Origin of the sequence: Rhodanobacter umsongensis (assembly GCF_042654965.1) — a bacterium.
GTDB classification, from domain to species: domain Bacteria; phylum Pseudomonadota; class Gammaproteobacteria; order Xanthomonadales; family Rhodanobacteraceae; genus Rhodanobacter; species Rhodanobacter umsongensis.
This window is the reverse complement of the sequence record NZ_JBHSMK010000011.1, coordinates 117,055-141,160: the sequence shown is the minus strand read 5'-3', so window position 1 is coordinate 141,160 and position 24,106 is coordinate 117,055. Positions and strand designations below refer to the sequence as shown.

Sequence of the window (24,106 nt, the reverse complement as noted above, 5' to 3'; positions counted from 1 at the left end):
CGACGCGCCAGGGCCGGCCAGGAGTCGGCCCTTTTCGTTGCACGCTGCCAGCCGCCTCAGGTCGAGGGCACGAGAGCACTTGCGAGCCTGCAGCCCGGAAGCCGCCCCCACGCGGGTCAGCCAACGACCGGCTCATAGCTGCACAAAGGCAGCCTCACCCGGAAAGTCGTCCCGCTTGCCGCCGAGGATGCCACCTTGATGGTGCCGCCGTGGGCGGTGACGATCTCCTGCGCGATGAACAGGCCAAGCCCCAGCCCCGCGCTCGGGCCCCGCTCTCCGAGGGCAAACTGCGAATGGCGCGTCATCGGATTGAAGATCCGAAGCGTGTCTTCGGCTGCGATGGGTTCGCCGTCGTTGTGGACCGCAAACACGGCATGGTCGCCATCCAGTTGCTGGCTGACGGTTACCGGTGAGCCGGGGGAACCGTGCTTGGTGGCATTTTCGATCAGGTTGCTGAAAACCTGCCCCATGCGCGAGATGTCGAACTTGCCGACGATGCGCTCCTCCGGCTGGAACACCACGGTGCAATCGGGATGCAACAGGCGCACCTCCTGCACGACGTTCTCGCACATCATCGTGAGGTCGGCTTCGACGCGATCCACCGGGATGCCGCTACCGATCCGCGTGCGCGCAAAGTCGAGCAGGTTCTCCACGATCTTCTCGGCGCGGCGCACGCTCGTGTAGATGCCCGCCGCGACCTTGGTATAGCGACTGTCCAGCTCGTCGGCGTAGAGAAAGAATTCGGCCGACAGCAGGATGGCGCCAAGCGGCGTGCGCAGATCGTGCCCCAGCACGCCGAGGAAGACGTCCTGCGATTCGCTGACCGTCTGCGAGTAGCGCGACACCGATTCGGCCAGTCCCTTGTCGATCGCCTCGTTGAAACGCAGCGTATCCTGCTCGCGAGACTCGGCGTCCCGATCGGGCCACTCCGACCACAGCAGCAACACGCTGGCCCGCAGTGCACGATATTCGGCTACCAGCTGATCGATACTGAAGCCCGAACGCAGGCGGGTTCCGGCATGCGTCTCCGACGCCGTGTCGACGCCAGTCTTGGGCCCCTCGCCACGGGATTTGTCGACGCCTTGCTGGACCGATTGCGGGGTGCTGATGTCCGCGGCGATCTCGATCAGCATCTGCTCCGCGTGATCGCGCAGTTCCCTGGCGCCCATAACCCGGGCTTCCGGCTGAAAGGTGCCGGCGAAACTGTCCCACGCTTCGAGGATGGCCTCCCGGTGGATCAGGATGAACTGTGCCAATCGCATGATGTTGGGTGCTCCGGAGAAACGACTCGCTGTTGCAGAAGGCACCGGCAAACACATCGCCGATGCCGACCCAGGGCACGAGTATGGGGGGACAAGGAGGATTAGGCGCCCCCCATGATGAGTCCAGCCCAAAGGAGCAGCATCGAACCTGCGGCTGGGCTGTACCGGAAAACCCGATAGCCGAAGCGTCGTTCCCCGCCTATCCGGGCGGAAAGGTCACCGGAAAAGGCCGGGTCGGTTGCCTCCAACGTCCGCTTCGGGTTGATGGAGGGTATGGCCATGCTCAACTTGCGTCTCGTGCGCGTCGTTGGACACCGCTCTACGGTTTGCCCGGTGCCGACCGCTTCAGTTCGTTCACTTCCAGCACCTGCGCAATGCGCGCGCCGTCCCAACGATAGATCAGGTGCTGCGCCTGCACGCATGGCGCCACCACGTCAGGCTGGAACGCGGCCAGGCATTCGCCGTCGCGATGGCGCGCGCTGTCGTAGACGATGCCGTTGGAACCCGCGGCACGCAGTTCGCGCGCCAGCGCCACGCTGGCCGCGTAGCTGTCCGGATCGTGCGCCGCCGGCCAGCCGCCGCGGATGTCATGCAACTTGCTGTCGATACTGGTGCGGTAGCAGCGCATCTCGATGTCGCAGGCCGGCTCGGCGGTGGCGGCGAGGAAGCGCTCGCGGTGGTAGACGGTTTCCTCGACCGCGCTGGCGATGCTGTGCGCGGCGTAGAACACGCCCCATGTACCGTCCGAGAAGCGGCTGCCTTCCGGGTTCAGATGCGTGAACGCGGCCATCACCGGGGTCGAGCCCGGCCCGCTGATGCGATGCTCCTTCGGCACCTGCTGCAGCGCGCCGGCTTCCTCGCGCAGGCGCGGATTGGTCAGCGCCTCGATCGCGAACAGCGTGTCCAGGTCCGCCGGGTCGGCGATGCGGTCGTACAAGCCGATCGGCGGAAAGCGGCTAGGCACGATGCGGTACGCGTGAGTCCAGCGAACGCGCTTGAGCGGTGGCAACATGGTCGGCATCGGAAGTCCGTGTCAGGCGGCGGCGCACAGTGGCAGGAACCAAGCATGTCGCGCGGCCGTCTCGCCGGTCGCGACCTTGCGCACCGCGCTCAGCCGCGCTGCGCATCCAGATACTGGCGCACCACATAGAGGTCGGCGACGTTGCCCGACAGCATGCGCTGGAGCGCGGAATGGCCGCCGAACAATGTCGCTGCATTCGGCTTGCGCAGCCATGCGTCGGCCTGAGCCGGGTCGGGAAACAGGATCTGCAGCGACTTCCAGATGCCGAGCAGGTAGCTGATCCGTTCGATCGTGTCGCGGCCCGGCGCGCCATCCTGGTGGCGCTTCCACTTGTAGAAGGTCGATTCCGGCGGGTCACCGAGCAACTTGCGCTGCTCCGTGATGCGCAGGTTCCACTGCTCGGCGAGACGAAAGAAGGCGCGCAGCGCCGGGCCACCGAGCTCGCCGGCGGGAGCGGTTTCAGGCAGCGGCTGAGCCAGCATGCGAAACTCTCCTTGTGAAGTTGAACTTCAATTTACTCCACAAGAGAAGCATGGTCAATTATTGATCAACCAGCCTTCAAGGTGTCGACGACGCTGCCTTGCCAGCATGGGCGCAATCGCAAGCGTAGTCCGGCTCCGCCCCGCCGTCGGCGATGAAGCGGTCGATGCGCTGCTCCAGCACCGGCAGCGGCACCGAGCCGGTGGACAGCACGGTATCGTGGAAGTGGCGCAGGTCGAACTTCGCACCCAGCGCCTGCTCCGCCTTCGCGCGCAGGTCGCGGATCTTCAGATAACCCAGCTCGTAGGACAGCGCTTGGCCGGGCCAGCTGATGTAGCGGTCGACCTCGTTGGCGATCTCGCGCGCGGACAGCGCGGTGTTGACGGTGAGGTAATCGATGCCCTGCTGACGCGTCCAACCCAGGTGGTGGATGCCGGTGTCGACCACCAGCCGGCAGGCACGCCACATCTGGTAGGTGAGGTAGCCGAAGCGCTGGTACGGCGTCTGGTAGATGCCCATCTCGGTGCCGAGGTACTCCGAGTACAGGCCCCAGCCTTCGCCGTAGGCGGAGATGTAGCTGTTGCGGCGGAATGCCGGCTGGCCGCGCTGCTCGCCGGCCAGCTCCAGCTGCAGCGCGTGGCCGGGGTAGGACTCGTGCAGGGTCAGTGCGGGCATGTTGTACAACGGCCGCGACGGCAGATCGTAGGTATTCACCAGATAGGCGTCCGCGCCGCCGCGGCCGGAGGTGTAGTACGGCGCGATATCGGCCGGCACCGGCTTGATGGTGAAGCGTGCGCGCGGCAGGCGGCCGAAGTATCTGGCCATCTGGCCGTCCACTTGCTTGGCCACCCAGGCGCTGCGCATCAGCAGTTCGTCAGGCGTCTTCGCGTAGAACTGCGGGTCCGCGCGCAGGAACTTCAGGAACTCGGCGAAGTTGCCCTTGAAGCCGCTGTCCTGCATCACGTCCAGCATCTGCGCGTGGATCGTCGCCACCTGGTCGAGACCGATCCGGTGGATCTGGTCGGGATCGAGATCCAGCGTGGTGTACTCGCGGATCTGCTGGCGGTAGAACGCCTTGCCGTCCGGCAATGCCTCGGCCGCCAGCGTGGTGCGCGCCTGCGGCACGTATTCGTCGCGGAAGAACGCCAGCAGCTTCGCGTAGGCAGGAATCACGTCGTCGCGAATGCGTTGCAGCGCCCGGCCCTGCAGCGACTGCGCCCGCTCGGTCGGGATCGACGCGGGCAGCGCTGCAAACGGCGCGTACAGGCTGCTCTGGGTCGGATCCTTCAGCTCGGCCACCGCCGCGATCGACGCGTCGCGGCCCTTGAGCACCTCGCGCGGCACGCTGAAGCCGCGCTGGAGACCCAGCCGCATGTTGGCGATCTGCTGATCGAAATAGGCCGGTATCTGGCTGAGCCGATCGAGGTAGCGGTCGTAATCGGCGACGGTACGCAGGCGGTCGCCACCCAGCTCGTAACCGATGTCGGACCAGAACGCCGAATCGCTGTTGAATGGCATCTGCCAGTTGCCGAATTTCTGGTCGGCGACGAAATTGCCGATCTGCTCGCGGTAGATCGCGTAGTTGACCTTGTTGGTCGCCGACAGCTTGGCCACGTCGATGCGGTCGAGCTGCCCGAGCACGTTGCTCCAGTAATCCAGTCGCTCTTGCTGGGTGACCGCATCGACGTCGTCCAGCCGGCCTTCGCCGGGTTGCGATTCGCCTGACGCACTGATGCCGGCCTGACCCGTACGCCACACCCACTCGGCGCGGTAGATGCGCTGGAAACGCGCGTCGGCACTGTCGGTGCTTTCGCTGGACGCGGGGGTCGCGGCAAGGTGCTGCGGCCATGCGCCGGAGGCCAGCGCCAGCGTGGCCAGCACGACGGGCGTCAGGATATTTTTCACAGCCTTTCCCGGTGGTTCGACCATGCCATCATCGCAGCGCGGCGCCACGTATCCAACCTCGCCGCTCAGCCCAGGTCGAGCTTGCCCACGCCTACGGCTTGCAGATACGCGGCGAGATCGCGCCCGGCGGTCTCGGCGAAGGTCTCCTGGGTCGCCGCGCAGGCATCGATCCGGTCCGGCCGGAAATTGCGGAAATCGCCACGCAACCGGCACCACGCGCCCAATGTCCACTTGCCGCCCCAGAACGACAGGCACAGCGGCTCGACCTCGCGCGTGCTGGCGTGGCCATTTTCGTCGCGGTATGCCAGCTGCAGCACCTGGTTGTCCACGATGGCGGCGTGCAGCCGGTCGATCAGCGCGGCGAAGTCGTCGCGGTACTGGTCGCGCCACACCGGCGCGAAGATTCGCGTGCGCGCCGAGCGCTCGCGCAGTTCGGGCGGCAGCACCGCCTCGATCTTCAACAGCGCCGACTGTGCGCTCTCGGCCAGCCGGGTGCCGGCGAACGCGCGCACGAAGCGCGAACCGACCACGAGCGCCTCGAGTTCGCTGGCGGTGAACATCAGCGGCGGGATGTCCGAACCCTTGCGCAGCACGTAGCCGACGCCGGCTTCGCCCTCGATCGGCACACCGGACAATTGCAGGTCGGCGACGTCGCGATACACGGTGCGCAACGACACGCCCAGTGTCTGCGCCAGCGAGCGTGCCTGCAGCGCGGTACGCCGGCCGCGCAAGGCATGGATGATGAGAAACAGGCGATCGGCTCGACGCATCCACCCATCATCGCCGACGGCGGCGGCGGCGAACAGCGTCGAACGTCACGGCGGCCGCGGTTCATCGCATTACACGGCCTGGCTGGCCGCCGGTCCGGCATCCCTCGCCGCCGCGCGCTGCGCGCCGGCCTTGAGGTTGAGCACGTGCAGGTCGTAGTCGGCGCCGAGTTCCTCGAGCAGCGCGCGGGTGCCGGCGGAGCGGCTCTGCGGCGAGTGGAAGAGGGTGACGCGGGGTGTCGTGTCCATGCCGGATACTCCTGGCCGATGTGATGACTCGATGCGACGTCAGAGATGCCGCGTCTCGGCCGGCGGCGACATCCAGTTGTCGTGGCGGCCGTCAGAGAAACGCAGCGGTGCGTCGATCAGTTCCTGTGGCTCGACATCATCGAGGCAGGCCAGATAGATCGCCACGAAATCACTGCCGACCTGCTCGATGCAACCACGGCCAAACGGGCGCACGCCACAGTGCCTGCAAAACAGGTGATGCACGCTCCGGCTGCCGAACTGGTAGTCGGTCAACGCCTCCTGCCGGCCAGCAGGCGGAACGCCGCCGGCTTCACCAACACTTCCCAGCTGCGCGTCTTGCTGCAGATCGAGCAGTTGCAGCGGCCGCTGCCGGCGGCGAGGTCGACGTCGGCTTCGATGCATACCGCGCCACAATGGCAACTGCCGTGGCAGGTCCTGGTCATGACTGGCTTCGCTGGCGGGGAATGGTGGAGACCAACGCGGCCAGCAGGGCGCGCTGGCGCGATCGGGGGGAACGCACGGGTTCCACCGGATCGCCAGGCAGGCCGGTTTTCGGCAACTGGTACCGCCCGTCCAGCAGCAGGCCATTCAGATACAGCGGGCGATAGGCCATCAAGGCCCGTTGCAGGAAGCGGTTCATGGACGATCTCCTCATGCGGCCACGGCTTCGCCGACGCACCACGGCGGCAGCTGGGCGTGCTTGAACAGGCGAAACCAGTGCTCGCGGTCGCTGGCACTGTAGAGATCCAGCGTGCGGATCACCTCGCGGGCGAACTCCACGCTGCCCAGGTGGCTTGCGCTGATCACGCCTCCATCGCTGACCGCCAGCACCTGGTCGTCGTACTGGTCGGCACCGTCGTAAGCTGGCACCTGAGCGGCGATCTGACCCGGCCAGTTGCCGGTGTGCCGGCAGCGGTCGAGCAGGCCGGCGCGGGCCAGCGCCAGCACGCCGCTGTCGATGCCGGCCACCGGCGCACCGTCCGCGTGCAGGCGACGGATCGTCGTCACCGCGGACTCGCCCTCGCCGCGTTGCCACAGATGGCCACCGGGCACGATCAACAGCGCGGCACGCTGCGGGTCGAGTTGGGCCAGCGATACATCCGGCTGTACGGCGAGGCCGCCCATCGATATCACCGGCGCCCGCGTGAAACCCACCGTCTGCACCCGCCAGTCGCCAGGGCGGCGAACCTCGCACAAGGCCAGCGCCGCCTGCCAGTCGGCGAAGCCGTCGAAGATCAGGTAATGAACCGTATCGCGCATGTCGTATCCCTCCGCTATGGAGGTGCAGCTTGCCGACCTGCTGCTGCCAACGTGATGTCAGCAGCCGATCGGCTTGCTCGTCATTTCGGCGAAGGCCGGGGCTCTACAGCTGCCGCCGGGCCGCGGCGGTTTCGCCATCCGCCTCACCTCGCAGAGCGAGCCCGGCCTTTGGCCGGGATGGCGACCTTCCGCATCGGCTCGTATGGCCGCTGGCGCCATTCAGCCGCAGCCGGGACAATACGCACTCCTTCTGCCATGGACCCGACATGAAGCCCATCTCGCTGATCCAGTTCCTGATCGAGGAACGCCGCGCCGGCCACATCAACGCCGAACTTTCGCTGCTGATCGAAGTGGTCGCGCGCGCTTGCAAGCGCATCGCGGTGGCCACCAGCAAGGGCGCGCTCGGCGGCGTGCTGGGCATGGCCGGCAGCGCCGACGCGCTGAGCATGAATATCCAGGGCGAGGCGCAAAAGAAGCTCGACGTGATCTCCAACGAGATCCTGCTGGAGGCCAATGCGTGGGGTGGCCACCTCGCCGCCTGCGCGTCGGAGGAGATGGAAGACCCGCAGCAGATTCCGGACGGCTATCCGAAGGGCAACCACCTGCTGTTGTTCGATCCGCTGGACGGCAGCTCGAACATCGATGTGAACATCTCGGTCGGCACCATCTTCTCGGTGCTGCGCTGCCCGGACGACGTGACCGCGCCGGAGGCCGCGGATTTCCTGCAGCCGGGCACTACCCAGCTCGCCGCCGGCTACGTGGTGTACGGCCCGGCCACCGTGCTGGTGTTGACGTTCGGCCACGGCACCCACGAGTTCACCCTGGAGCGCGAGGTCGGCAGCTTCATGCTGAGCCGGCGTGGCATCCGGATCCCCGAGACCGCCACCGAGTTCGCCATCAACATGTCGAACCAGCGCCACTGGCAGGCGCCGATGCAGCGTTACATCGGCGAGCTGCTGGCCGGCAAGGACGGTCCGCGCGGCAAGGACTTCAACATGCGCTGGGTTGCCTCGATGGTGGCCGACGTGCACCGCATCGTGACCCGCGGCGGCGTGTTCTATTACCCGCTGGACGCGAAGATCCTCAAGCAGGGCGGCAAGCTGCGGTTGATGTACGAGGCGAACCCGATGGCCTTCATCATCGAACAGGCCGGCGGCGCGGCGACCACCGGGCGCGAACGCATCATGGAACTGCAGCCTTCCGGCCTGCACCAGCGCGTGCCGGTGTTCCTCGGTTCGAAGCAGGAAGTGGAGCTGGCCACGCACTATCACCTTGAGGCTGACGACGCAGTGGCGTAGGAACCCGCTCGCGGGCGATGGCTCTTTGCTTTTGCAAATCCCGAATTCCGAATCCCGGACCCAAGAGCATCGCGCGCAAGCGCGCTCCTACAGAACCACACACGCATACGCCATGTCCTTCCGCCGCCTGCTCCTGCCACTGCTCGCCACGCTCGTTCTGGGCGCCTGCACCCATGCGGCGAGACCCGTGCCAGCGTCGGTCGTGGCCCCGCCGCCACCGAAGCTGAAGATCGGTCTCGCGCTCGGCGGTGGCGCGGCGAAGGGCTTCGCGCACATCGGCGTGATCAAGATGCTGGAGGCCAGTGGCATCCATCCTGACGTGGTTGCCGGCACCAGCGCCGGCAGCGTGGTCGGCGCGCTGTACGCCAGCGGCATGGATGCGTTCGCGCTGCAGCAGACCGCGTTCGGTCTCGACGAGGCGAAGATCCGCGACGTGCGGCTGTTTTCCGGCGGTCTGGTGCAGGGCCAGGCGCTGCAGGATTACGTCAACCAGCTGCTGCACAAGCAGCCGATCGAGCAGTTGAAGATGCCGTTCGCCGCGGTGGCCACCGAGCTGGAAACCGGCACGCGCACCGTGTTCGTGCGCGGCAACGCCGGCCGCGCGGTGCGCGCGTCGTCGAGCATTCCGGGGGTGTTCGAGCCGGTCGAGATCCACGGCAAGCATTACGTCGACGGCGGCGTGGTCAGCCCGATCCCGGTCGACGCGGCGCGCCGGCTCGGCGCCGATTTCGTGATCGCGGTAGACATCTCCGCCGCGCCGGACGGCAGCAACCCGCAGGGCATGATGAACATCGTTGGGCAGTCGATCAGCATCATGGGGCGGCAACTGGGCGCGCAGGAAAGCGCGCGCGCCGACATGGTGATCCGGCCCGACCTGCGCGGCATCGGCCCGACCGATTTCGAGCAGAAGAACCAGGCCATCCTGGCCGGCGAGAAAGCCGCGCTGGCGGCGATCCCCGTGATCCGCGCCAAGCTCGCCGCGATGGTCGCGGCGCGCCAGGCCGCCGCGGCCACCGTCGCGCCCTGAGCCACGCCGGTCATGCCGTCCTGCACTTGGCGCAGGTGACCGCCGGGTTGTAGCGTGGGGCTTCCCGCGCCGGAATCCTCCCATGCTGAAACGCCCGCACCTGCCCACCCCCTTGTTGCTGCTGGCCCTCGCACTCGCGCCGAACGCCTTCGCCGCCGCGCCGGCGGTCGATCCGCGCATCGAACAGGTACTGACCCAGCTGGACAGGGCCCAGTCGATCGAGGCGGTGGCGATCTCGCCGGACGGCAAGCAGCTGGCGTGGGTGATCGAACGCGATGGCAAGCCGGCGATCGAGCTGGCCGATGCCGACGGCCGCCACGCGCATCGCGTGAGCGCAGCGGCCAAGCCGGGCACATGCGCCGAATCCGGCATCGCGTGGGCGCCCGATTCGCGCCGCCTCGCCTTCATCGCCAACTGCAACGTCGATCTCACCAGCACCAGGGTGATGCAGAACGCCATCTACCTGGCCGACGCACGCGGCAACGGCACGCCGGCACGGCTGGCCGAACTGCCAGGCTACGTGCGTTCGCTGCAATGGACCGCCGACGGCAAGTCGCTCGGCTTCCTCTACGTGCCCGGCGCCACCCGTCGCGCCAGCGCAGTGGCCGCAGCCAAACCGGCGGCCGGCGAAATCGGCGTGAGCGGCGTGGAAGTGCAGCGGGTGGCCAGCCTCGACGTGGCCAGCGGCACGCTGCGCGAGCTGACCCCAGCCGGCCTGTACGCCTACGAATTCGACTGGTCGCCGGACGGTTCGCGCATCGCCTACACCGCCGCGCCGCCGCCGGGCGACAACAACTGGTGGGTCGCGAAACTCTACGTGCAGCCGGCGCAAGCCGACGCCGGCGCCCGCGTGCTGGTCGACCCGGCCAACGCTGCCAGCGGCGCGCTGCACGGCCTGCAGATCGCGCTGCCGCGCTGGTCGCCGGACGCCACGCGGATCGCCTTCATCGGCGGCCTGATGAGCGACCAGGGCGCCACCGGCGGCGACCTCTACACGGTAGCGGCCGGTGGCGGCGCGCCGCTCGATCTCACCCCGGGCATCCGCGTCACGCCGTCGTGGCTGCGCTGGAGCGGGCCGCAGTCGATGCTGGTCAGCCAGGTCAGCAACGGCCAGAGCCAGCTGGCCGATTACGCGGTTTCCGCCACGCGCGCGCAGCAGCAGCGCGTGCACTTCACCGTGCCGGCCAGCATCGGCGACGGCAGCGCATCGATGGCGATGTCGCTGTCCGACGATCTCAGGTCGGTGGCCTTCCTGCAGAGCTCGTACGCGGCCGCCACCGAGGTGCGCGCCGGCGCGCTGGGCCACACGCCGCCGCCGGCGGTGACGTCGTTCAACGCGGCGCTGAAGCCGGCCTGGGGCAAGGCCGAATCGGTAGAGTGGAACAACGAAGGCCTCCACGTGCAGGGCTGGCTGCTGTATCCGGCCAACTACGACCCGGGCAAGACCTACCCGATGGTCGTGATGGTGCACGGCGGCCCGTCGAGCGCGGTGATCCCGCGCTGGCCCGATGTCGGCTACGGCGCCGCGCCGCTGTCCGCGCTGGGTTACTTCGTGTTCCAGCCGAACCCGCGCGGCAGCTTCGGCCAGGGCGAGCAATTCGTGCAGGCCAACCGCAAGGATTTCGGCTACGGCGACCTGCGCGACATCCTCGCCGGCGTCGACGCGGTGGAGAAGAAGGTCCCGGTGGACGACCAGCGGCTCGGCCTCACCGGCTGGAGCTACGGCGGCTTCATGAGCATGTTCGCGCCGACCCAGACCCAGCGTTTCCGCGCCGTGGTCGCCGGCGCCGGCCTCTCGAACTGGCAGAGCTATTACGGCCAGAACCTGATCGACCAGTGGATGCCGCCGTTCTTCGGTGCCACCGTGTACGACGATCCGGCGGTATACGCGAAGAGCTCGGCGATCAATTTCATCAAGCGGGTGAAGACACCGATGCTGATCGTGGTCGGCGACCGCGACGCCGAATGCCCCGCACCGCAGTCGTTCGAGATGTGGCACGCGCTGCGCGCGCAGAACGTGCCGACCTCGCTGGTGGTGTACCCGAACGAAGGCCACCACTTCGTCGACCCCGTGCACCAGCGCGACGTGCTGCAGCGGGCGCTGGGCTGGTTTGCGAAGTACCTGCCGGCCGGCGGCTGACCGCGCGCGGCGTGGTTTCTTCCGGCGCATGCCGGAAGAAACCGCCGCTCACGATTCGGGGGGATCGCGCCGGCGTGTATGCGTGACCGCGCCGACGATGCCGATGCCCAGCAGCACCACCACGCCGACGATGATCCATTGCGTGGGTGCATGCAGCAGAAAGGCGGCATAGGCAAGGCCCCCGATCACGACGATCATGCCGATCAGGTAAAGCGCAAATGAGGACATCGCTGGCTCCGTATTTTCCGGCCAGCTGTCACCGCGAAGCGGAGCAGATGCCGGAATGTCGTTTCGTGGCGGTTGATTTGACCCGGCTGGCCATCAGCAGCGCGTGAAGCCCCGCGCGGCGGGATCGGCTCAGAACAACTCGCCCTGCGGCGAGGGCTTGCGCGGCGGCACGAAGCGCGAGGTATCGAGGATGAGTTCGCGGGCGCGGCCGAAGCCGTGCTTGCGGCAGGCGACCTCGAAGCGGCGGCGCAGCAGATCGGCGAACACGCCTTGGCCGCGCATGCGGGTGGCGAAGTCGCTGTCGTAGTCGCGGCCGCCGTTCATCTGCTGCACCAGGCTCATCACGTGCTCCGCGCGTTGCGGCGCGTGCAGGGCCAGCCATTCGCGGAACAGCTGCTTCAACTCGTACGGGAGCCGCAGCGTGGTGTAGCCGGCGCAGCGCGCGCCGGCTTCGGCCGCCTGCGCCATCACCGCTTCCATGTCGCGGTCGTTGAGCGCGGGAATGATCGGCGCCACCAGCACGCCGACCGGCACGCCGGCCTCGGCCAGGGTGCGGATCGCCTTGATCCGCCGGTGCGGCGCGCTGGCGCGCGGTTCGAGTTTCGCGGCGAGGTGGTTGTCCAGCGAGTTGACCGAAACGAACACCTGCACCAGCTTTTCGCGCGCCATCGGCACCAGGATGTCGAGATCGCGTTCGACCAGCGCGTTCTTGGTCACGATGGTGCATGGGTGGTGGCATTCGGCCAGCAGTTCCAGTGCGGCGCGGGTCAGTCGCCAGCGCTTCTCGATCGGCTGGTACGGGTCGGTATTGCTGCCGATGTTGATCGGGCTGATCGCGTAGCCGGGCTTGGCCAGCTCGGCGCGCAGCACCTCGGCGAAGTTGCCTTTCGCGCGCAGCTTGGTCTCGAAGTCGAGCCCGGGCGAAAGGTTGAGGTAGCTGTGCGAGGGGCGCGCGAAGCAATAAATGCAGCCATGTTCGCAGCCGCGGTACGGGTTGATCGCCTGGCTGAAGGCGATGTCCGGCGAGTCGTTGCGGCTGATCACGCTGCGCGCGCGTTCCTCGGTGACTTCGGTGCGCGGTCGCGGCGCATCCTCGTCCAGCAGCGCGCTCTGCCAGCCGTCATCCTCGGCCTGGTGGCGGATGCTTTCGAAGCGGCCCTCGGGGTTGGAGGCGGCGCCGCGGCCCTTGAGCAGGCGCGTGGCGCGGGCCCGGGCGGGCGGGAGATCCGGCGGCGATGCATGGTCCATCAGTATAGTGTCGCGCGGGGGGATCTCAGTGCGCGCGACATCTGCGGCGACGTGAGCGGGTTCTCCTGGCCGTGCCCCGGCAGGCGTTATGATGCGGCCGTCCGGCGGCCGCCGGCGGCGTCTCCTACTGTCGGGGCTTGCTCATGCGCTGGCTGTTTCTCGGCTTCACCGCGTTGGCGTTCGTGCTGTGCTTCACCCGTCACGGCGCGGGCGCGTGGGGCTTCTGGTTGCTGGTGGGATTGATCGGCATCGTGGCCACCACGCTGGCGTTTGCGCAGGCGCGCATCGCGGGCAATGCGCGCAGCGACAGCCTGTCCGAGTATGACCTGCGACGGCTGCGCGAGGGCAAGCGGCCGCTCGATCACGATCGCTCCACATCCGAACACTGATGCTTGGCCGGAACCGGGCGGCTCCCGCGCCCCGCGTCATCGACCACAAGGAGCTCCGCCATGACTGCTACCGCACTGATCATCTTCCTGCTTATCGGCGCGATTGCCGGCTGGCTTGCCGGTCTGATCGTCCGTGGCTTCGGCTTCGGCCTGATCGGCAATATCGTGATCGGCATCATCGGCGCGTTTCTCGCCGGCTGGTTGCTGCCGGCCATGGGTGTCGGCTTCACCCTCGGCAGCCCGATCGTGACCAGCATCGTCTACGCGATGATCGGCGCAATCGTGTTGCTGGTGATCATCGGCCTGATCAGGCGCGCCTGACCCGCACAAGCAGGTAAGGAAGAACGCAGCGGCTCGCGTCGCTGCGTTCTTGCTGTTTCTGCGGGACAGGTTCAGGCGGTGATGTCGACGTCCTTGGTCTCGCGCACGAAGAACAGGCCGACCACGAAGGTCATCATCGCTATGACCACCGGATACCACAGGCCGGAATAAATGTTGCCGGTAAGCGCCACGATGCCGAACGACACCGAGGGCAGGAAGCCACCGAACCAGCCGTTGCCGATGTGGTACGGCAGGCTCATCGAGGTGTAGCGGATCCGGGTCGGGAACATCTCGACCAGCCACGCCGCAATCGGACCGTAAACCATGGTGACGTACAGCACCAGCAGGAACAGCAGGAACACCAGCATCGGGTAGTTGCTGCGCGCGGGGTCGGCCTTGGCAGGGTAGCCGGCCTGATCCAGCACCCGGTTCAGGCTCGCGCCGAAGGCCTTGCTCCGCGCAGCGAAATCCGCCTTGGCGAGCGCGCCGCCCTCGAACGCATCGACACTGGCGGCGCCCACCATCACCCGGGCCACCGTGCCGGCTGCGGCCGCCTGATTGTCGTACGGTACGCCGCGTTTGGCCAGCGTGCTCTTGGCGATGTCGCACGAACTGGTGAAGACCGCCGTGCCGGTGAGGTTGATCTGCAGGTGGCAGTTGGCCGGATCGGCCAGCACGGTGACCGGCGCGCCGCTGCGTGCCGCTTCGATGCCCGGATTGCCGTAATGGGTGATGCCCTTGAAGATCGGAAAGTAGGTCAGCGCGGCGAGCAGGCAGCCGGCCAGCACTACCGGCTTGCGCCCGATCTTGTCCGACAGCCAGCCGAACACCACGAAGAAAGGCGTGCCGATCACCAACGCCGCAGCAATCAGCAGCTGGGTGGTGGTCGCGTCGATCTTCAGCGTGCTGCCGAGGAAATACATGGCGTAGAACTGGCCGCAATACCACACCACGGCCTGGCCGGCGGTGGCACCGAACAGCGCCAGCAGCACGAGCTTGAGGTTGCCCCAGCGTGCGAACGACTCGGTCAGCGGCGCCTTCGAATGCTTGCCCTCTTCCTTCATCTGCTTGAACACCGGCGACTCGGCCAGCTGGAGGCGGATGTACACCGACACCGCCAGCAGCAGCGACGACAACAGGAACGGCACGCGCCAGCCCCAGTCGTCGAACTTGTCGCCCATCAACCATTTGCAACCGAGGATCACCAGCAGCGACAGGAACAGGCCGAAGGTGGCGGTGATCTGGATGAAGCTGGTGTACAGGCCGCGCTTGCCCTTGGGCGCATGCTCGGCCACATAGGTGGCCGCGCCACCGTATTCGCCGCCGAGCGCCAGACCCTGCAGCATGCGCAACGCAATCAGGATCACCGGCGCAGCGACCCCGATGGTTCCGTAGCTGGGCAGCACGCCGACCAGGAACGTCGACAGGCCCATGATCACGATGGTGATGAGGAAGGTGTACTTGCGCCCGACCATGTCGCCGACCCGCCCGAACACCAGCGCGCCGAACGGACGCACCGCGAAACCGGCGGCAAACGCCAGCAGCGCGAACACCAGCTGGCTTGCCTCGTTCAAGCCGGAAAAGAACTGCTTGCCGATGATCACCGCCAGCGAGCCGTACAGGTAGAAGTCGTACCACTCGAACACGGTGCCCAGGCTGGATGCCAGGATGATACGTCGGTGGCTGACGTCGAGCGCGGCGCGTCCGTCGATCGCAGTGGTGGCCATGGTGTCCCCTCCCAAGTTGGTGAGTGCTTCACTGCGCCCGCGCGCGGTGAAGCCGGAAGCTGCGGGCCGCCCTAACGCCCCGGTCGCAACTCGTCATCCTGCCGCTGCCGCGGCAGGTCGTTCGGAGGCGGCCAGGACCGCCGCGCGGACCGCTTCAGAAGTGGTACAACGCGTTGAGACTGACCTGGTTGCCCGTGGTGGTCCTGCGGTCTACGCCGTTGCTGGTGGAATCGAGCTTGTCGTGTATCCATTCGGCGCTGAGGTCATAGGCGCCGGCGGTGTACTGCAGACTCAGCGCGGCCTGGCGGTTCCGCAGCAGGCCGGTCGAGCCATTGCCCATCCAGGTGATGACGTCACTGGCATTGGGTTTGCTGTACGCGTAGAACGCGTAGAGGCTCCAGTTCGGCGTGAAGCTGTAGCCGGCCTGCACGAAGCCGCCGGTTTCCTTGATGTCGCCGAACTGCGACATCGCACCGAAGATCTCGCCAAGACCGTTGCCGGTATAGACCAGCCCCTTGAACGTCCACGGGCCGGGTTTCCACTGCCCGCCGACTTCGTAACCCGTACTCTTCACGCTGGCCCGGATCGGCGCCGGCGCGGTGCCGCCCACGCCGCGCAGATCGACGCGGCTGTAATGTGCGGCAAAGTAGGCCAGCCAGTTCTTGTCCTGCACATGCAGGCGCGCTTCGATCTGCGGGCGGAAGCCGGCACTGCCGGCGGTCAGGTAATTGACGTTGTTGCCGGGGCCGCTCCAGGTGCCTTCGAACGCGCCCAGGTCCAGCCGCCACTGCGCGCCTGTGCTGCCGTGGTTGAGATCCTGCATCACCACAACGCCGGGGAAACGCCAGCCGCCATAACCGGCGCCGAAGCCCAGCGGGAACGCGATGTGCGCCAGCGAGCTGGGCGTATTGTCGACCGGGAACATGAAGTCCCATTGCTGGCCGATACGCACGGTGGTGCCGGATTCGGGATTGGTCAGGTCCATGTACGCCTGGCGCAACCGCGGCGTGGGCTGCTGCTGGCTGTACGGGCCGGTGCCGTTGAAGCCGCCGAAGAAATCCATTTCGATGCGACCGCCGCCGGTCCAGTTGCCCGCGAACTGCGCGCCCTTGAAATCGAGCCAGAAGCGCGTGTTGCGCACGTCCACTCCGCTGAGCGATCCGCGCGAGTCCGGCACCGGGAATAGCGCGTTCTGGCCGTTGCCGTAGGTGAAACTCCTGTTCTGGCTGAACGCGCTCGCGCTGACGAACCCGTGCAGGGCCACCGACACCCCCGGCGCGCTGCTGAATACCGGCGTGGCCGGCGCGGGCGCGGCCGCCACATTCTGCGCAGTGGCGGGCGGCGGCGCGGGCGCGTTCTTCTGCGCCTGGATCATCGCCTTCAGCTCGTTCAGTTGCTGCTCCAGTTGCGCCACGCGCTGTTCCAGTTGCTGCTCGCGGGCGTCATTCTGGGCGTGGCCGGTCAACGGCAGCATCAGCGCGCACGCCAGACTCAGGGCGAGCGTCTTGTAGTGGTTTGCAGATCGCGTCGGCATGCGTGCGTCTCCCCAAGTCGATGACGCGCCGAGCATGGCCATGCTGCAGCGCGTGCGACTATTCGCCTTTGGTCGAAGTTCGACCAAAGTCGAGGCCGGCCGCCGCCGCAACCCTCGCGGTGATCGGGCTACACTCGAATCCCGCACACCGCCGGGCGCTGCCTGCTGCGGTCATCCGAGTCGCCCCTTCGACGCCGAGCCAGCAGGAGCCCAGCCATGCCCACGCTTTATCCGGTCGACCCCGCCTTCGCCGCTGCGGCGCGCCTCCGTCACGACGACTACGCGCGCTTGTACGCCGAGTCGATCAGCGACCCGGAAGGGTTCTGGGGGCGCATCGCTCAGCGGCTGGACTGGATCAAGCCGCCGACGAAGATCAAGAACGTGTCGTTCGACCCGAAGGATCTGCATATCCGCTGGTACGAAGACGGCGAGCTCAACGTCAGCGCGAACTGCCTCGACCGTCAGCTGGCCGAGCGCGGCGACAAGGTGGCGATCCTCTTCGAAGGCGACGACCCGAACGATTCGCGCACGATCACCTATCGCCAGCTGCACGCCGAGGTCTGCAAGTTCGCCAACACGCTGAAGCACCTTGGCGTGGTCAAGGGCGATCGCATCGCGATCTACCTGCCGATGATTCCGGAAGCCGCGGTGGCGATGCTCGCCTGCGCCCGGCTCGGGGCCATCCACTCGGTGGTGTTCGGCGGCTTCTCGCCCGACTCGCTGGCCGGCCGCATCGCCGATTCCCAAGCCAAGGTGGTGATCACCGCCGACGAGGGTTTGCGCGCCGGCAAGCGCATTCCACTCAAGGTCAACGTGGACGCAGCGCTGGAACGGCCCGGCACCAACAGCGTGGAAACGGTGATCGTGGTGCGCCGCACCGGCGGCGCGGTCGCCATGCAATCGCCGCGCGACCGCTACTACCACACCCTGATGGAAGGCCAGTCGACCGACTGTGCGCCGACGCCGGTCGAAGCCGAGCACCCGTTGTTCATCCTGTACACCTCCGGCTCCACCGGCAAGCCCAAGGGCGTGCTGCACACCACCGGCGGCTACCTGGTGTTCGTCAGCTATACGCACGAGCTGGTGTTCGACCTGCGCGAGGACGACGTCTACTGGTGCACCGCCGACGTCGGCTGGGTCACCGGGCACAGCTACGTGGTGTACGGCCCGCTGGCCAACGGCGCGACCACGGTGATGTTCGAGGGCGTGCCGAGTTATCCGGACGTCAGCCGCTTCTGGCAGGTGATCGACAAGCATCGGGTGACGCTGTTCTACACCGCGCCCACCGCGATCCGTGCGCTGATGCGCGACGGCGAGGCGCCGGTGAAGAAGACCTCGCGGGCCTCGCTGCGCCTGCTCGGCTCGGTCGGCGAACCGATCAATCCGGAAGCGTGGGAGTGGTACCACCGGGTGGTTGGCGAGAATCGCTGCCCGATCGTGGACACCTGGTGGCAGACCGAGACCGGCGGCATCATGATCGCGCCGCTGCCCGGCGCGATCGCCACCAAGCCTGGTTCGGCCACCTTGCCGTTCTTCGGCATCAAGCCGGCCATCGTCGATGCGAATGCCGAGGTGCAGGAGGGCGTGGCCGAAGGCAACCTGCTGATCACCGATTCCTGGCCCGGTCAGGTACGCACCATCTATGGCGATCATCAGCGTTTCATCGACACCTATTTCAGCGCCTATCCCGGCAACTACTTCACCGGCGACGGCGCGCGCCGCGACGCGGACGGCTACTACTGGATCACCGGCCGGGTCGACGACGTGATCAATGTCAGCGGCCATCGCCTGGGCACTGCCGAGGTGGAGAGTGCGCTGGTGGCGCACCCGAAAGTCGCCGAGGCCGCCGTGGTCGGCTGCCCGCACGAGATCAAGGGCCAGGGCATCTACGCCTATGTCACGTTGATCGCCGGCGAAACCGGCAGCGACGAGCTGCGCAAGGAGCTGATCGCCTGGGTGCGCAAGGAGATCGGGCCCATCGCCACGCCGGATTACCTGCAGTGGGCGCCGGGCCTGCCGAAGACGCGCTCCGGCAAGATCATGCGCCGGATCCTGCGCAAGATCGGCGAGAACCTGCCCGACCAGCTCGGCGACATCACCACGCTGGCCGACCCCGGCGTGGTGAAGAACCTGGTCGATGAAAGGTTGATCAAATGAGAAGCGGGGAATGTGCGGGTCGATCGTGGGCGCGGCCTGGTGCGGCAGATGTGGACCGCCAGCGCAGCCGGCCAGCCGCCGGGCGCGCCCCGTTCCCCGTTCCCCGCCCCAGAACCCCATGCCCGACATCCTGATCGCCGATGACCACCCGCTGTTCCGCGATGCCCTGCAGCGCGCGGTGCTGGCGGCGGTGCCGCAGGCGCGCGTGCACAGCGCGGACAGCGTGCAGGCGCTGCTCGGCCTGATCGAGGAGTATCCCGACGCCGAGCTGCTGCTGCTCGACCTGCACATGCCGGGCGCGCGCGGCTATTCCGCACTGGCGCATATTCGCGGCCAGCATCCCGGCCTGCCTACCATCGTGGTGTCCGGGCATGAGGAGGCGCAGGTGGCGCGCCGTGCCTTGGGCCACGGGGCCTCGGCCTATATCCCCAAATCGACCGCGAGCGAGGCCATCGTGGCAGCCATCCGCGCCGTGCTCGACGGCGATGTGTGGCTACCCCAGCTCCTGCTCGATGGCCCCGGCGAACTGCGCCCCGACGAGGCCGCCGCCGCCACCCAGATCGCCACCCTCACGCCGCAGCAGTTCCGCGTCATGACGATGATCGCCGAGGGGCTGCTCAACAAGCAGATCGCGTGGGAACTCAGCGTGTCCGAAGCCACGGTAAAGGCGCACATGACCGCGATCATGCGCAAGCTGGGCGTCAACAACCGCACCCAGGTGGCGCTTGTCGCCAACCACCTGGCAGTCGAACAGGGGAGCATGCCGGCCTTGCCGGACGAGGAGAACTGAAGATGGCGGATACGCCGCCGCGCTAGCGGCGCAGCAGCGCCGTCAGCAACGCGCGCAGCGCAGCCGGTCGCACCGGCTTGTGCAGCACCGGATAGCCGAGCGAGCGCGCCCGTTGTTTCAGCTCGCTGCTGCCATCGGCGGTGATCATCGCCACCGGCGGCAGTTCGCCCAGCATCTGTCGCAGTTGCTGCATGGCCTGCAATCCGTCGACACCATCGGCCAGGTGGTAGTCGGCCAGGATCAGGTCGATGGAGCCGCGAGCCAGTTCGATGCGGGCCTGTGCCACGTCGAGCGCGATGCGGCAGTCGACGCCCCAGCGGCTGAGCAGCGCGCGCATGCCGTCGAGGATCGTCGCGTCGTTGTCCAGGCACAACACGGTCAACGGCAATTGCTTGTCCGGCCCACTGCGCTGCACGCGCTGGCGGCGTGCCGGCACCGCCTCGTTGCGCGGCACGGTCACCGCAAAGCAGCTGCCGTGGCCGACCCGTGAATGCAGATCGAGACGATGACCGAGGATGCCGGCCAGTCGATCGCAGATCGACAGGCCCAGGCCCAGGCCCTTTTCGCCCCACGGCGAGGGGTGCTGCAGTCGCTGGAACTCGTCGAAGATGCGCGCGCGCTGTTCGGCGGCGATGCCGGGGCCGGAATCCCACACCTCGATGCGCACCTCGCCGCCGACCCGGCGCGCACCCAGCAGCACGCCACCCTTGCTGGTGTAGCGCAAGGCATTGGAAAGGAAGTTCTGCAGGATCCGGCGCAGCAGCTGCGGGTCGCTGCGCACCGCCAGCGTGGTCGACGCCGCGCGCAGACGCAGTCCGCGCCGCTCGGCGACGACCGCGAATTGCGCTTGCAGCGATTCGAACAGCTCGGCCAGCGCGAACGCACCGACTTCGGGCCGGTAGCTGCCGGCATCCAGGCGCGAGGTATCCAGCAACGCATCGAGCAGATCCTCCGCGGCGCGGAACGAGGCGTCGATGCGCTCGGCCAGACCGCTCGCCTCCGCGTCCAGCCCCGGATGCTGGCGCAGCGCCGAGGTGAACAGCCGCGCCGCATTCAATGGCTGCAGCAGGTCATGGCTGGCGGCCGCCAGGAAGCGGGTCTTGGAGATGTTCGCGGTCTCCGCCGCGCGCCGCGCGTGGGCGGTGGCAACCAGCGCTTCAGACAGCTCCGCGGTCCGTTGCTCGACGCGCTGCTCGAGTGTTTCGTTCACCTCGATCAAGGCCTGCTCGGCATGCTTGTAGGCGGTGACGTCGCTGTAGGTGGTGACGTAGCCGCCGCCCGGCAGCGGCCGCCCGCGCAGTTCGATCACCGTACCGTCGGGACGGACACGCTGGAACAGGTGCGGCGAGCCGGCCCGCATGTAGTCGATGCGCTTGGCCACGTGGCCCTCCACTTCGCCGGGACCGCATTCGCCCAGTTCGGCGTTCCAGCGAATCAGGTCGGCCACCGGCACGCCGACATGCACCATGCCGTCGGGGTAGTCGAACAGCTCCAGGTAGCGCCGGTTCCACGCCACCAGCCGCATGTGCGCATCCACCACGCTGATGCCCTGCGAGACGTTCTCCAGCGTGATGGACAGCAGTTCGCGATTGAAGCGCAGCTCCTGCGAGGCTTCGTCCATCAGGGCCATGGATTCGGCGATGTCCAGCCCGCTGCCGGACAGCGCCCCGATCAGGATGCGACGCGCATTGGCGGCGCCTACCGCCGAGGCGAGCAGGCGTTCGGTGTACTGGATCAGCGCGCGATCGGCGGCCTCGCTGGCCAGCAAGGGGCGGCCGCGTCGCTGGGCGTAGTCGTCGAAGGCGCGCGTGCTGCCGCGCTCGCCCACGATGCGTTCGGCGATCGTGCGCAGGTCGGCCACCGCGACCCGGCCGCGCCAGTCGCCGGCGCCGCCGCGGCTGGCCGGGTCGGCCTCGATGAACATCGCCGCGTGCAGGCGCTCCTCCAGGCTCGGCCGGAAGCGCAACGACAACAGCACAAGGCAAGCCACGTTGACCAGCAGCGACCAGAACGTGCCGTGCATCACCGGGTCCCAACCGTTGAGATGGAACAGCGCCTGCGGGCGCAGCCAGCCCCAGCCGAGCGGGCCTTCCTGCAGCCAGTGGTCGGAACGGATCACCGCCGGCAGCAGCAAGGTGTACAGCCATACGGCGAAACCACCGGCCAGCCCGATCGCCACGCCATTCCGGCTGGCGCCTCGCCAGTACAGCGCCGCGATCAGTGCCGGCGCGAATTGCGCCACGGCGGCAAATGCCAGCAGACCGGTGGCCGCCAGATTCTCCGCGTTGGCGGCCACCCGGTAGTAGGCGTAAGCCATCAGCGCCAGCGCAATGATCGCCACCCGGCGCACGCCCAGCACCCATTGCGACAGATCGCTGCGCTGTTCCAGCCGCAACCGGCGGATGCGCAGCAGCGCCGGCATGATCAAGTCGTTGCTGATCATGATCGACAGCGCCACCGACGCCACAATCACCATGCCGGTCGCCGCCGAGAAGCCGCCGATGAACGCCAGCAGCGCCACCGCGCGATCGCCATGCGCCATCGGCAGGGTCAGCACCCACGCATCGGCCACGCCATCGCGCACCTGCGGCATGTCGATACCCGCGGCCACGATCGGCAACACGGCCACGCTGATGATGGCCAGATACAACGGCACCAGCCAGCGCGCGCGCGTCAGATCGCTGGCGTCCTCGCACTCGACCATGCCGATCTGAAATTGCCGCGGCAGGCAGAACATCGCACAGAACGCCAGCATCGTCTGCGCCAGAAACCCCGGCGACAACCCGTGACCGAGTTGCGCCAGCGGGCGCTGCAGCGTGCTCGCCAGGCCCGGGCCGTGCCACCACGCGTAACCGGCCAGCGCCATGAAGGCCAGCAGTTTGATCAACGACTCCAGCGCGATCGCCAGCATCATGCCGTGGTGGTGTTCGGTGGCGTCGATGCTGCGCGTGCCGAACAGGATCGCGAAAGCCGCCAGCAGCACGGCGCACCACAAGGCGCTGTCCGTTCCGCCGGTCGCGGCGCCCTGGCCGGCACCACCGAGCACGCCGAACGACATCGCCACGGCCTTGAACTGCAGTGCGATGTAGGGGACCACCGCGATCACCGCGATCACCGCCACCAGCGCCGCCAAACCGTGCGACTTGCCGAATCGCGCGCCGATGAAGTCGGCGATCGAGGTGATGTTGCGTTGTCTCACCACCTGCAGCAGGCGGCGCAGCAGGCCGAAGCCGAACACGAACAGAAGGATCGGGCCCAGGTAGATCGGCAGATACGCCAGCCCGTCGCGCGCCGCCGTACCGACTGCTCCGTAGAATGTCCACGACGAGCAGTACACCGCCAGCGCGAGGCTGTAGACGATCGGACGCAGCCGCGGCTGGCGCGGATACAGTGGCCGGCGATCGCCCGCATAGGCCACCACGAACAGCAGCCCTACATAGAGCAGCGCCACCAGCAGCAACAGCCAACTCTGGATCAAGCCGTCCCTCCGTTCGAGCGGGTCCAGCCGCATCGCCCGTGGAGGCGATGCCGGTGCATGAAGTATGTCCTTGTGCGCCGCCACGGGCGGCGGCACCATGCGCGGATGATCGCCACGCACGCATTGCCGCTTGCCAAGCTAGCAGAGCATCTGCGCGATGACGAGGTTCACGTGTGGCGCTTGAACTACCAGCCGCAACGGCAGCGTGCGCCGCTGCGGAAAGTGCTCGCTGCCTACCTTGGCGTGGATGGCGATCAGGTCATGCTGACGCACGGAGAGTACGGCCGGCCCGCTCTCGCGGACACGCACGATCAGACGCTCGGTTTCAACTGGTCACACAGCGGCGGCCATGCCTTGATCGCGGTTGGGCGTGGCGTCGCGCCAGGCATCGACGTCGAACGGCTGCGTACGCGGCCGCGCGCGCTGGAAATCGCCGCGCGCTATTTCAGCAGCGACGAAGCCGCCGCGCTGGCGGCGCTGCCTGCCAGTGCTCGCCCCATCGCTTTTCTGGAGTTGTGGACGGCCAAGGAAGCCGTGCTCAAGGCGCTTGGTCGCGGCCTGGCGTTCGGGCTCGATCGGCTCACCGTCGGCCGCAGTGTCGGCCGGCTGACGCTGCAGCGGCTGGAGGGCGACGACGCGAATGCCTGGCAACTGCAGCGCCTGCCGGTCGATGCGACCCTGGTGGCGGCAGTGGCGTGGCGTGGCGGCACGCGCCAGATCCGGCTGGGTACGCTTGCCAGCGACACGTGATCGGCGCACTGTTTCGGGTCCGACCGGCCGGGGTGCTGGCTGGTCCTTGCAACAGAATCTTCCGCCAAGACCCTC

22 protein-coding genes and 1 pseudogene are annotated in these 24,106 nt (G+C 67.5%); 8 read left to right on the top strand and 15 right to left on the bottom strand.

From position 1 onward, the window contains the following. Positions 1–116 precede the first annotated feature (116 nt). The 10 genes and pseudogenes from ACFPME_RS17385 to ACFPME_RS17340 all read right to left on the bottom strand — a co-directional run bounded on the left by ACFPME_RS17385 (position 117) and on the right by ACFPME_RS17340 (position 6,944). Positions 117–1,394 (bottom strand): ATP-binding protein, encoded by a 1,278-nt coding sequence (locus tag ACFPME_RS17385; protein WP_377306953.1) that lies wholly within the window; start codon positions 1,392–1,394, stop codon positions 117–119. Between the two features lie 187 nt (positions 1,395–1,581). Beyond that, the gene (locus ACFPME_RS17380) at positions 1,582–2,283 is read right to left on the bottom strand and encodes an RES family NAD+ phosphorylase (RefSeq protein WP_377306952.1); all 702 of its coding nucleotides are present in this window, start codon (positions 2,281–2,283) and stop codon (positions 1,582–1,584) included. Positions 2,284–2,372: 89 nt separating this feature from the next. Beyond that, entirely contained in the window at positions 2,373–2,765 is a 393-nt protein-coding gene (locus ACFPME_RS17375) for an MbcA/ParS/Xre antitoxin family protein (RefSeq protein WP_377306951.1), read from the bottom strand. A gap of 76 nt (positions 2,766–2,841) precedes the next feature. Beyond that, positions 2,842–4,656 (bottom strand): DUF885 domain-containing protein, encoded by a 1,815-nt coding sequence (locus ACFPME_RS17370; protein ID WP_377306993.1) that lies wholly within the window; start codon positions 4,654–4,656, stop codon positions 2,842–2,844. Positions 4,657–4,733: 77 nt separating this feature from the next. Continuing rightward, positions 4,734–5,438, bottom strand: a complete 705-nt coding sequence (locus ACFPME_RS17365; RefSeq protein WP_377306950.1) for a helix-turn-helix transcriptional regulator — start codon at positions 5,436–5,438, stop codon at positions 4,734–4,736. A gap of 105 nt (positions 5,439–5,543) precedes the next feature. Beyond that, positions 5,544–5,684: pseudogene (locus ACFPME_RS17360) on the bottom strand (thioredoxin domain-containing protein); the annotation flags it as partial. A gap of 39 nt (positions 5,685–5,723) precedes the next feature. Next, the gene (locus ACFPME_RS17355; RefSeq protein ID WP_377306949.1) at positions 5,724–5,897 is read right to left on the bottom strand and encodes a hypothetical protein; all 174 of its coding nucleotides are present in this window, start codon (positions 5,895–5,897) and stop codon (positions 5,724–5,726) included. 56 nt (positions 5,898–5,953) lie between these two features. Next, entirely contained in the window at positions 5,954–6,127 is a 174-nt protein-coding gene (locus ACFPME_RS17350; RefSeq protein WP_377306948.1) for a GFA family protein, read from the bottom strand. Next, positions 6,124–6,324, bottom strand: coding sequence for a hypothetical protein (locus tag ACFPME_RS17345; protein ID WP_377306947.1), 201 nt, complete (start codon positions 6,322–6,324; stop codon positions 6,124–6,126). The genes ACFPME_RS17350 and ACFPME_RS17345 overlap by 4 nt, the downstream gene beginning before the upstream one ends. 11 nt (positions 6,325–6,335) lie before the next feature. Beyond that, positions 6,336–6,944 carry a DJ-1/PfpI family protein gene (locus ACFPME_RS17340; protein WP_377306946.1) on the bottom strand — a complete coding sequence of 203 codons (609 nt, stop codon included), beginning with the start codon at positions 6,942–6,944 and terminating at the stop codon, positions 6,336–6,338. Positions 6,945–7,210: 266 nt separating this feature from the next. Between ACFPME_RS17340 and ACFPME_RS17335 the strand changes: the two genes are divergently transcribed. The 3 genes from ACFPME_RS17335 (at position 7,211) to ACFPME_RS17325 (ending at position 11,409) form a co-directional block, all read left to right on the top strand. Beyond that, positions 7,211–8,242 carry a class 1 fructose-bisphosphatase gene (locus tag ACFPME_RS17335; RefSeq protein ID WP_377306945.1) on the top strand — a complete coding sequence of 344 codons (1,032 nt, stop codon included), beginning with the start codon at positions 7,211–7,213 and terminating at the stop codon, positions 8,240–8,242. Positions 8,243–8,354: 112 nt separating this feature from the next. Further along, positions 8,355–9,269 carry a patatin-like phospholipase family protein gene (locus ACFPME_RS17330; protein ID WP_377306944.1) on the top strand — a complete coding sequence of 305 codons (915 nt, stop codon included), beginning with the start codon at positions 8,355–8,357 and terminating at the stop codon, positions 9,267–9,269. 82 nt (positions 9,270–9,351) lie between these two features. Continuing rightward, positions 9,352–11,409 carry a prolyl oligopeptidase family serine peptidase gene (locus tag ACFPME_RS17325; protein ID WP_377306943.1) on the top strand — a complete coding sequence of 686 codons (2,058 nt, stop codon included), beginning with the start codon at positions 9,352–9,354 and terminating at the stop codon, positions 11,407–11,409. Positions 11,410–11,457: 48 nt separating this feature from the next. Here the strand turns inward: ACFPME_RS17325 and ACFPME_RS17320 are convergent, their stop codons facing one another. Both ACFPME_RS17320 and ACFPME_RS17315 read right to left on the bottom strand, forming a co-directional pair. Beyond that, positions 11,458–11,637, bottom strand: a complete 180-nt coding sequence (locus tag ACFPME_RS17320) for a hypothetical protein (protein ID WP_140651594.1) — start codon at positions 11,635–11,637, stop codon at positions 11,458–11,460. Between the two features lie 129 nt (positions 11,638–11,766). Beyond that, positions 11,767–12,885: a PA0069 family radical SAM protein gene (locus tag ACFPME_RS17315; protein WP_377306942.1), complete on the bottom strand. Its 1,119-nt coding sequence runs from the start codon at positions 12,883–12,885 to the stop codon at positions 11,767–11,769. Between the two features lie 143 nt (positions 12,886–13,028). Between ACFPME_RS17315 and ACFPME_RS17310 the strand changes: the two genes are divergently transcribed. After that, on the top strand, positions 13,029–13,274 hold the full coding sequence (locus tag ACFPME_RS17310) for a hypothetical protein (protein WP_377306941.1): 246 nt from the start codon (positions 13,029–13,031) through the stop codon (positions 13,272–13,274). 60 nt (positions 13,275–13,334) lie between these two features. Further along, on the top strand, positions 13,335–13,595 hold the full coding sequence (locus tag ACFPME_RS17305) for a GlsB/YeaQ/YmgE family stress response membrane protein (RefSeq protein WP_377306940.1): 261 nt from the start codon (positions 13,335–13,337) through the stop codon (positions 13,593–13,595). 71 nt (positions 13,596–13,666) lie between these two features. On the opposite strand, the gene ACFPME_RS17300 is transcribed toward ACFPME_RS17305, so the two are convergent. Next, positions 13,667–15,322 carry an MFS transporter gene (locus ACFPME_RS17300; protein ID WP_377306939.1) on the bottom strand — a complete coding sequence of 552 codons (1,656 nt, stop codon included), beginning with the start codon at positions 15,320–15,322 and terminating at the stop codon, positions 13,667–13,669. Between the two features lie 154 nt (positions 15,323–15,476). Next, positions 15,477–16,856, bottom strand: a complete 1,380-nt coding sequence (locus tag ACFPME_RS17295; RefSeq protein ID WP_377306938.1) for a porin — start codon at positions 16,854–16,856, stop codon at positions 15,477–15,479. Positions 16,857–16,994: 138 nt separating this feature from the next. Between ACFPME_RS17295 and acs the strand changes: the two genes are divergently transcribed. Then, positions 16,995–19,013 carry an acetate--CoA ligase gene (acs, locus tag ACFPME_RS17290; RefSeq protein WP_377306992.1) on the top strand — a complete coding sequence of 673 codons (2,019 nt, stop codon included), beginning with the start codon at positions 16,995–16,997 and terminating at the stop codon, positions 19,011–19,013. A gap of 118 nt (positions 19,014–19,131) precedes the next feature. Continuing rightward, entirely contained in the window at positions 19,132–19,803 is a 672-nt protein-coding gene (locus tag ACFPME_RS17285; protein WP_377306937.1) for a response regulator transcription factor, read from the top strand. A gap of 22 nt (positions 19,804–19,825) precedes the next feature. On the opposite strand, the gene ACFPME_RS17280 is transcribed toward ACFPME_RS17285, so the two are convergent. Further along, the gene (locus ACFPME_RS17280; RefSeq protein WP_377306936.1) at positions 19,826–23,281 is read right to left on the bottom strand and encodes a PAS domain-containing hybrid sensor histidine kinase/response regulator; all 3,456 of its coding nucleotides are present in this window, start codon (positions 23,279–23,281) and stop codon (positions 19,826–19,828) included. Positions 23,282–23,338: 57 nt separating this feature from the next. Here ACFPME_RS17280 and ACFPME_RS17275 point away from each other — a divergent pair, with 57 nt between their 5' ends. Further along, positions 23,339–24,031 carry a 4'-phosphopantetheinyl transferase family protein gene (locus ACFPME_RS17275; RefSeq protein ID WP_377306935.1) on the top strand — a complete coding sequence of 231 codons (693 nt, stop codon included), beginning with the start codon at positions 23,339–23,341 and terminating at the stop codon, positions 24,029–24,031. Positions 24,032–24,106: the final 75 nt, after the last annotated feature.

Coding starts and splice junctions, on each gene's coding strand:
- ACFPME_RS17365 (WP_377306950.1), bottom strand. CDS start 5,438: ATGCGTCGAGCCGATCGCCTGTTTCTCATCATCCATGCCTTGCGCGGC.
- ACFPME_RS17330 (WP_377306944.1), top strand. CDS start 8,355: ATGTCCTTCCGCCGCCTGCTCCTGCCACTGCTCGCCACGCTCGTTCTG.
- ACFPME_RS17345 (WP_377306947.1), bottom strand. CDS start 6,324: ATGAACCGCTTCCTGCAACGGGCCTTGATGGCCTATCGCCCGCTGTAT.
- ACFPME_RS17380 (WP_377306952.1), bottom strand. CDS start 2,283: ATGCCGACCATGTTGCCACCGCTCAAGCGCGTTCGCTGGACTCACGCG.
- ACFPME_RS17340 (WP_377306946.1), bottom strand. CDS start 6,944: ATGCGCGATACGGTTCATTACCTGATCTTCGACGGCTTCGCCGACTGG.
- ACFPME_RS17375 (WP_377306951.1), bottom strand. CDS start 2,765: ATGCTGGCTCAGCCGCTGCCTGAAACCGCTCCCGCCGGCGAGCTCGGT.
- ACFPME_RS17295 (WP_377306938.1), bottom strand. CDS start 16,856: ATGCCGACGCGATCTGCAAACCACTACAAGACGCTCGCCCTGAGTCTG.
- ACFPME_RS17335 (WP_377306945.1), top strand. CDS start 7,211: ATGAAGCCCATCTCGCTGATCCAGTTCCTGATCGAGGAACGCCGCGCC.
- ACFPME_RS17320 (WP_140651594.1), bottom strand. CDS start 11,637: ATGTCCTCATTTGCGCTTTACCTGATCGGCATGATCGTCGTGATCGGG.
- ACFPME_RS17350 (WP_377306948.1), bottom strand. CDS start 6,127: ATGACCAGGACCTGCCACGGCAGTTGCCATTGTGGCGCGGTATGCATC.
- ACFPME_RS17300 (WP_377306939.1), bottom strand. CDS start 15,322: ATGGCCACCACTGCGATCGACGGACGCGCCGCGCTCGACGTCAGCCAC.
- ACFPME_RS17275 (WP_377306935.1), top strand. CDS start 23,339: ATGAAGTATGTCCTTGTGCGCCGCCACGGGCGGCGGCACCATGCGCGG.
- ACFPME_RS17310 (WP_377306941.1), top strand. CDS start 13,029: ATGCGCTGGCTGTTTCTCGGCTTCACCGCGTTGGCGTTCGTGCTGTGC.
- ACFPME_RS17315 (WP_377306942.1), bottom strand. CDS start 12,885: ATGGACCATGCATCGCCGCCGGATCTCCCGCCCGCCCGGGCCCGCGCC.
- ACFPME_RS17305 (WP_377306940.1), top strand. CDS start 13,335: ATGACTGCTACCGCACTGATCATCTTCCTGCTTATCGGCGCGATTGCC.
- ACFPME_RS17285 (WP_377306937.1), top strand. CDS start 19,132: ATGCCCGACATCCTGATCGCCGATGACCACCCGCTGTTCCGCGATGCC.
- ACFPME_RS17325 (WP_377306943.1), top strand. CDS start 9,352: ATGCTGAAACGCCCGCACCTGCCCACCCCCTTGTTGCTGCTGGCCCTC.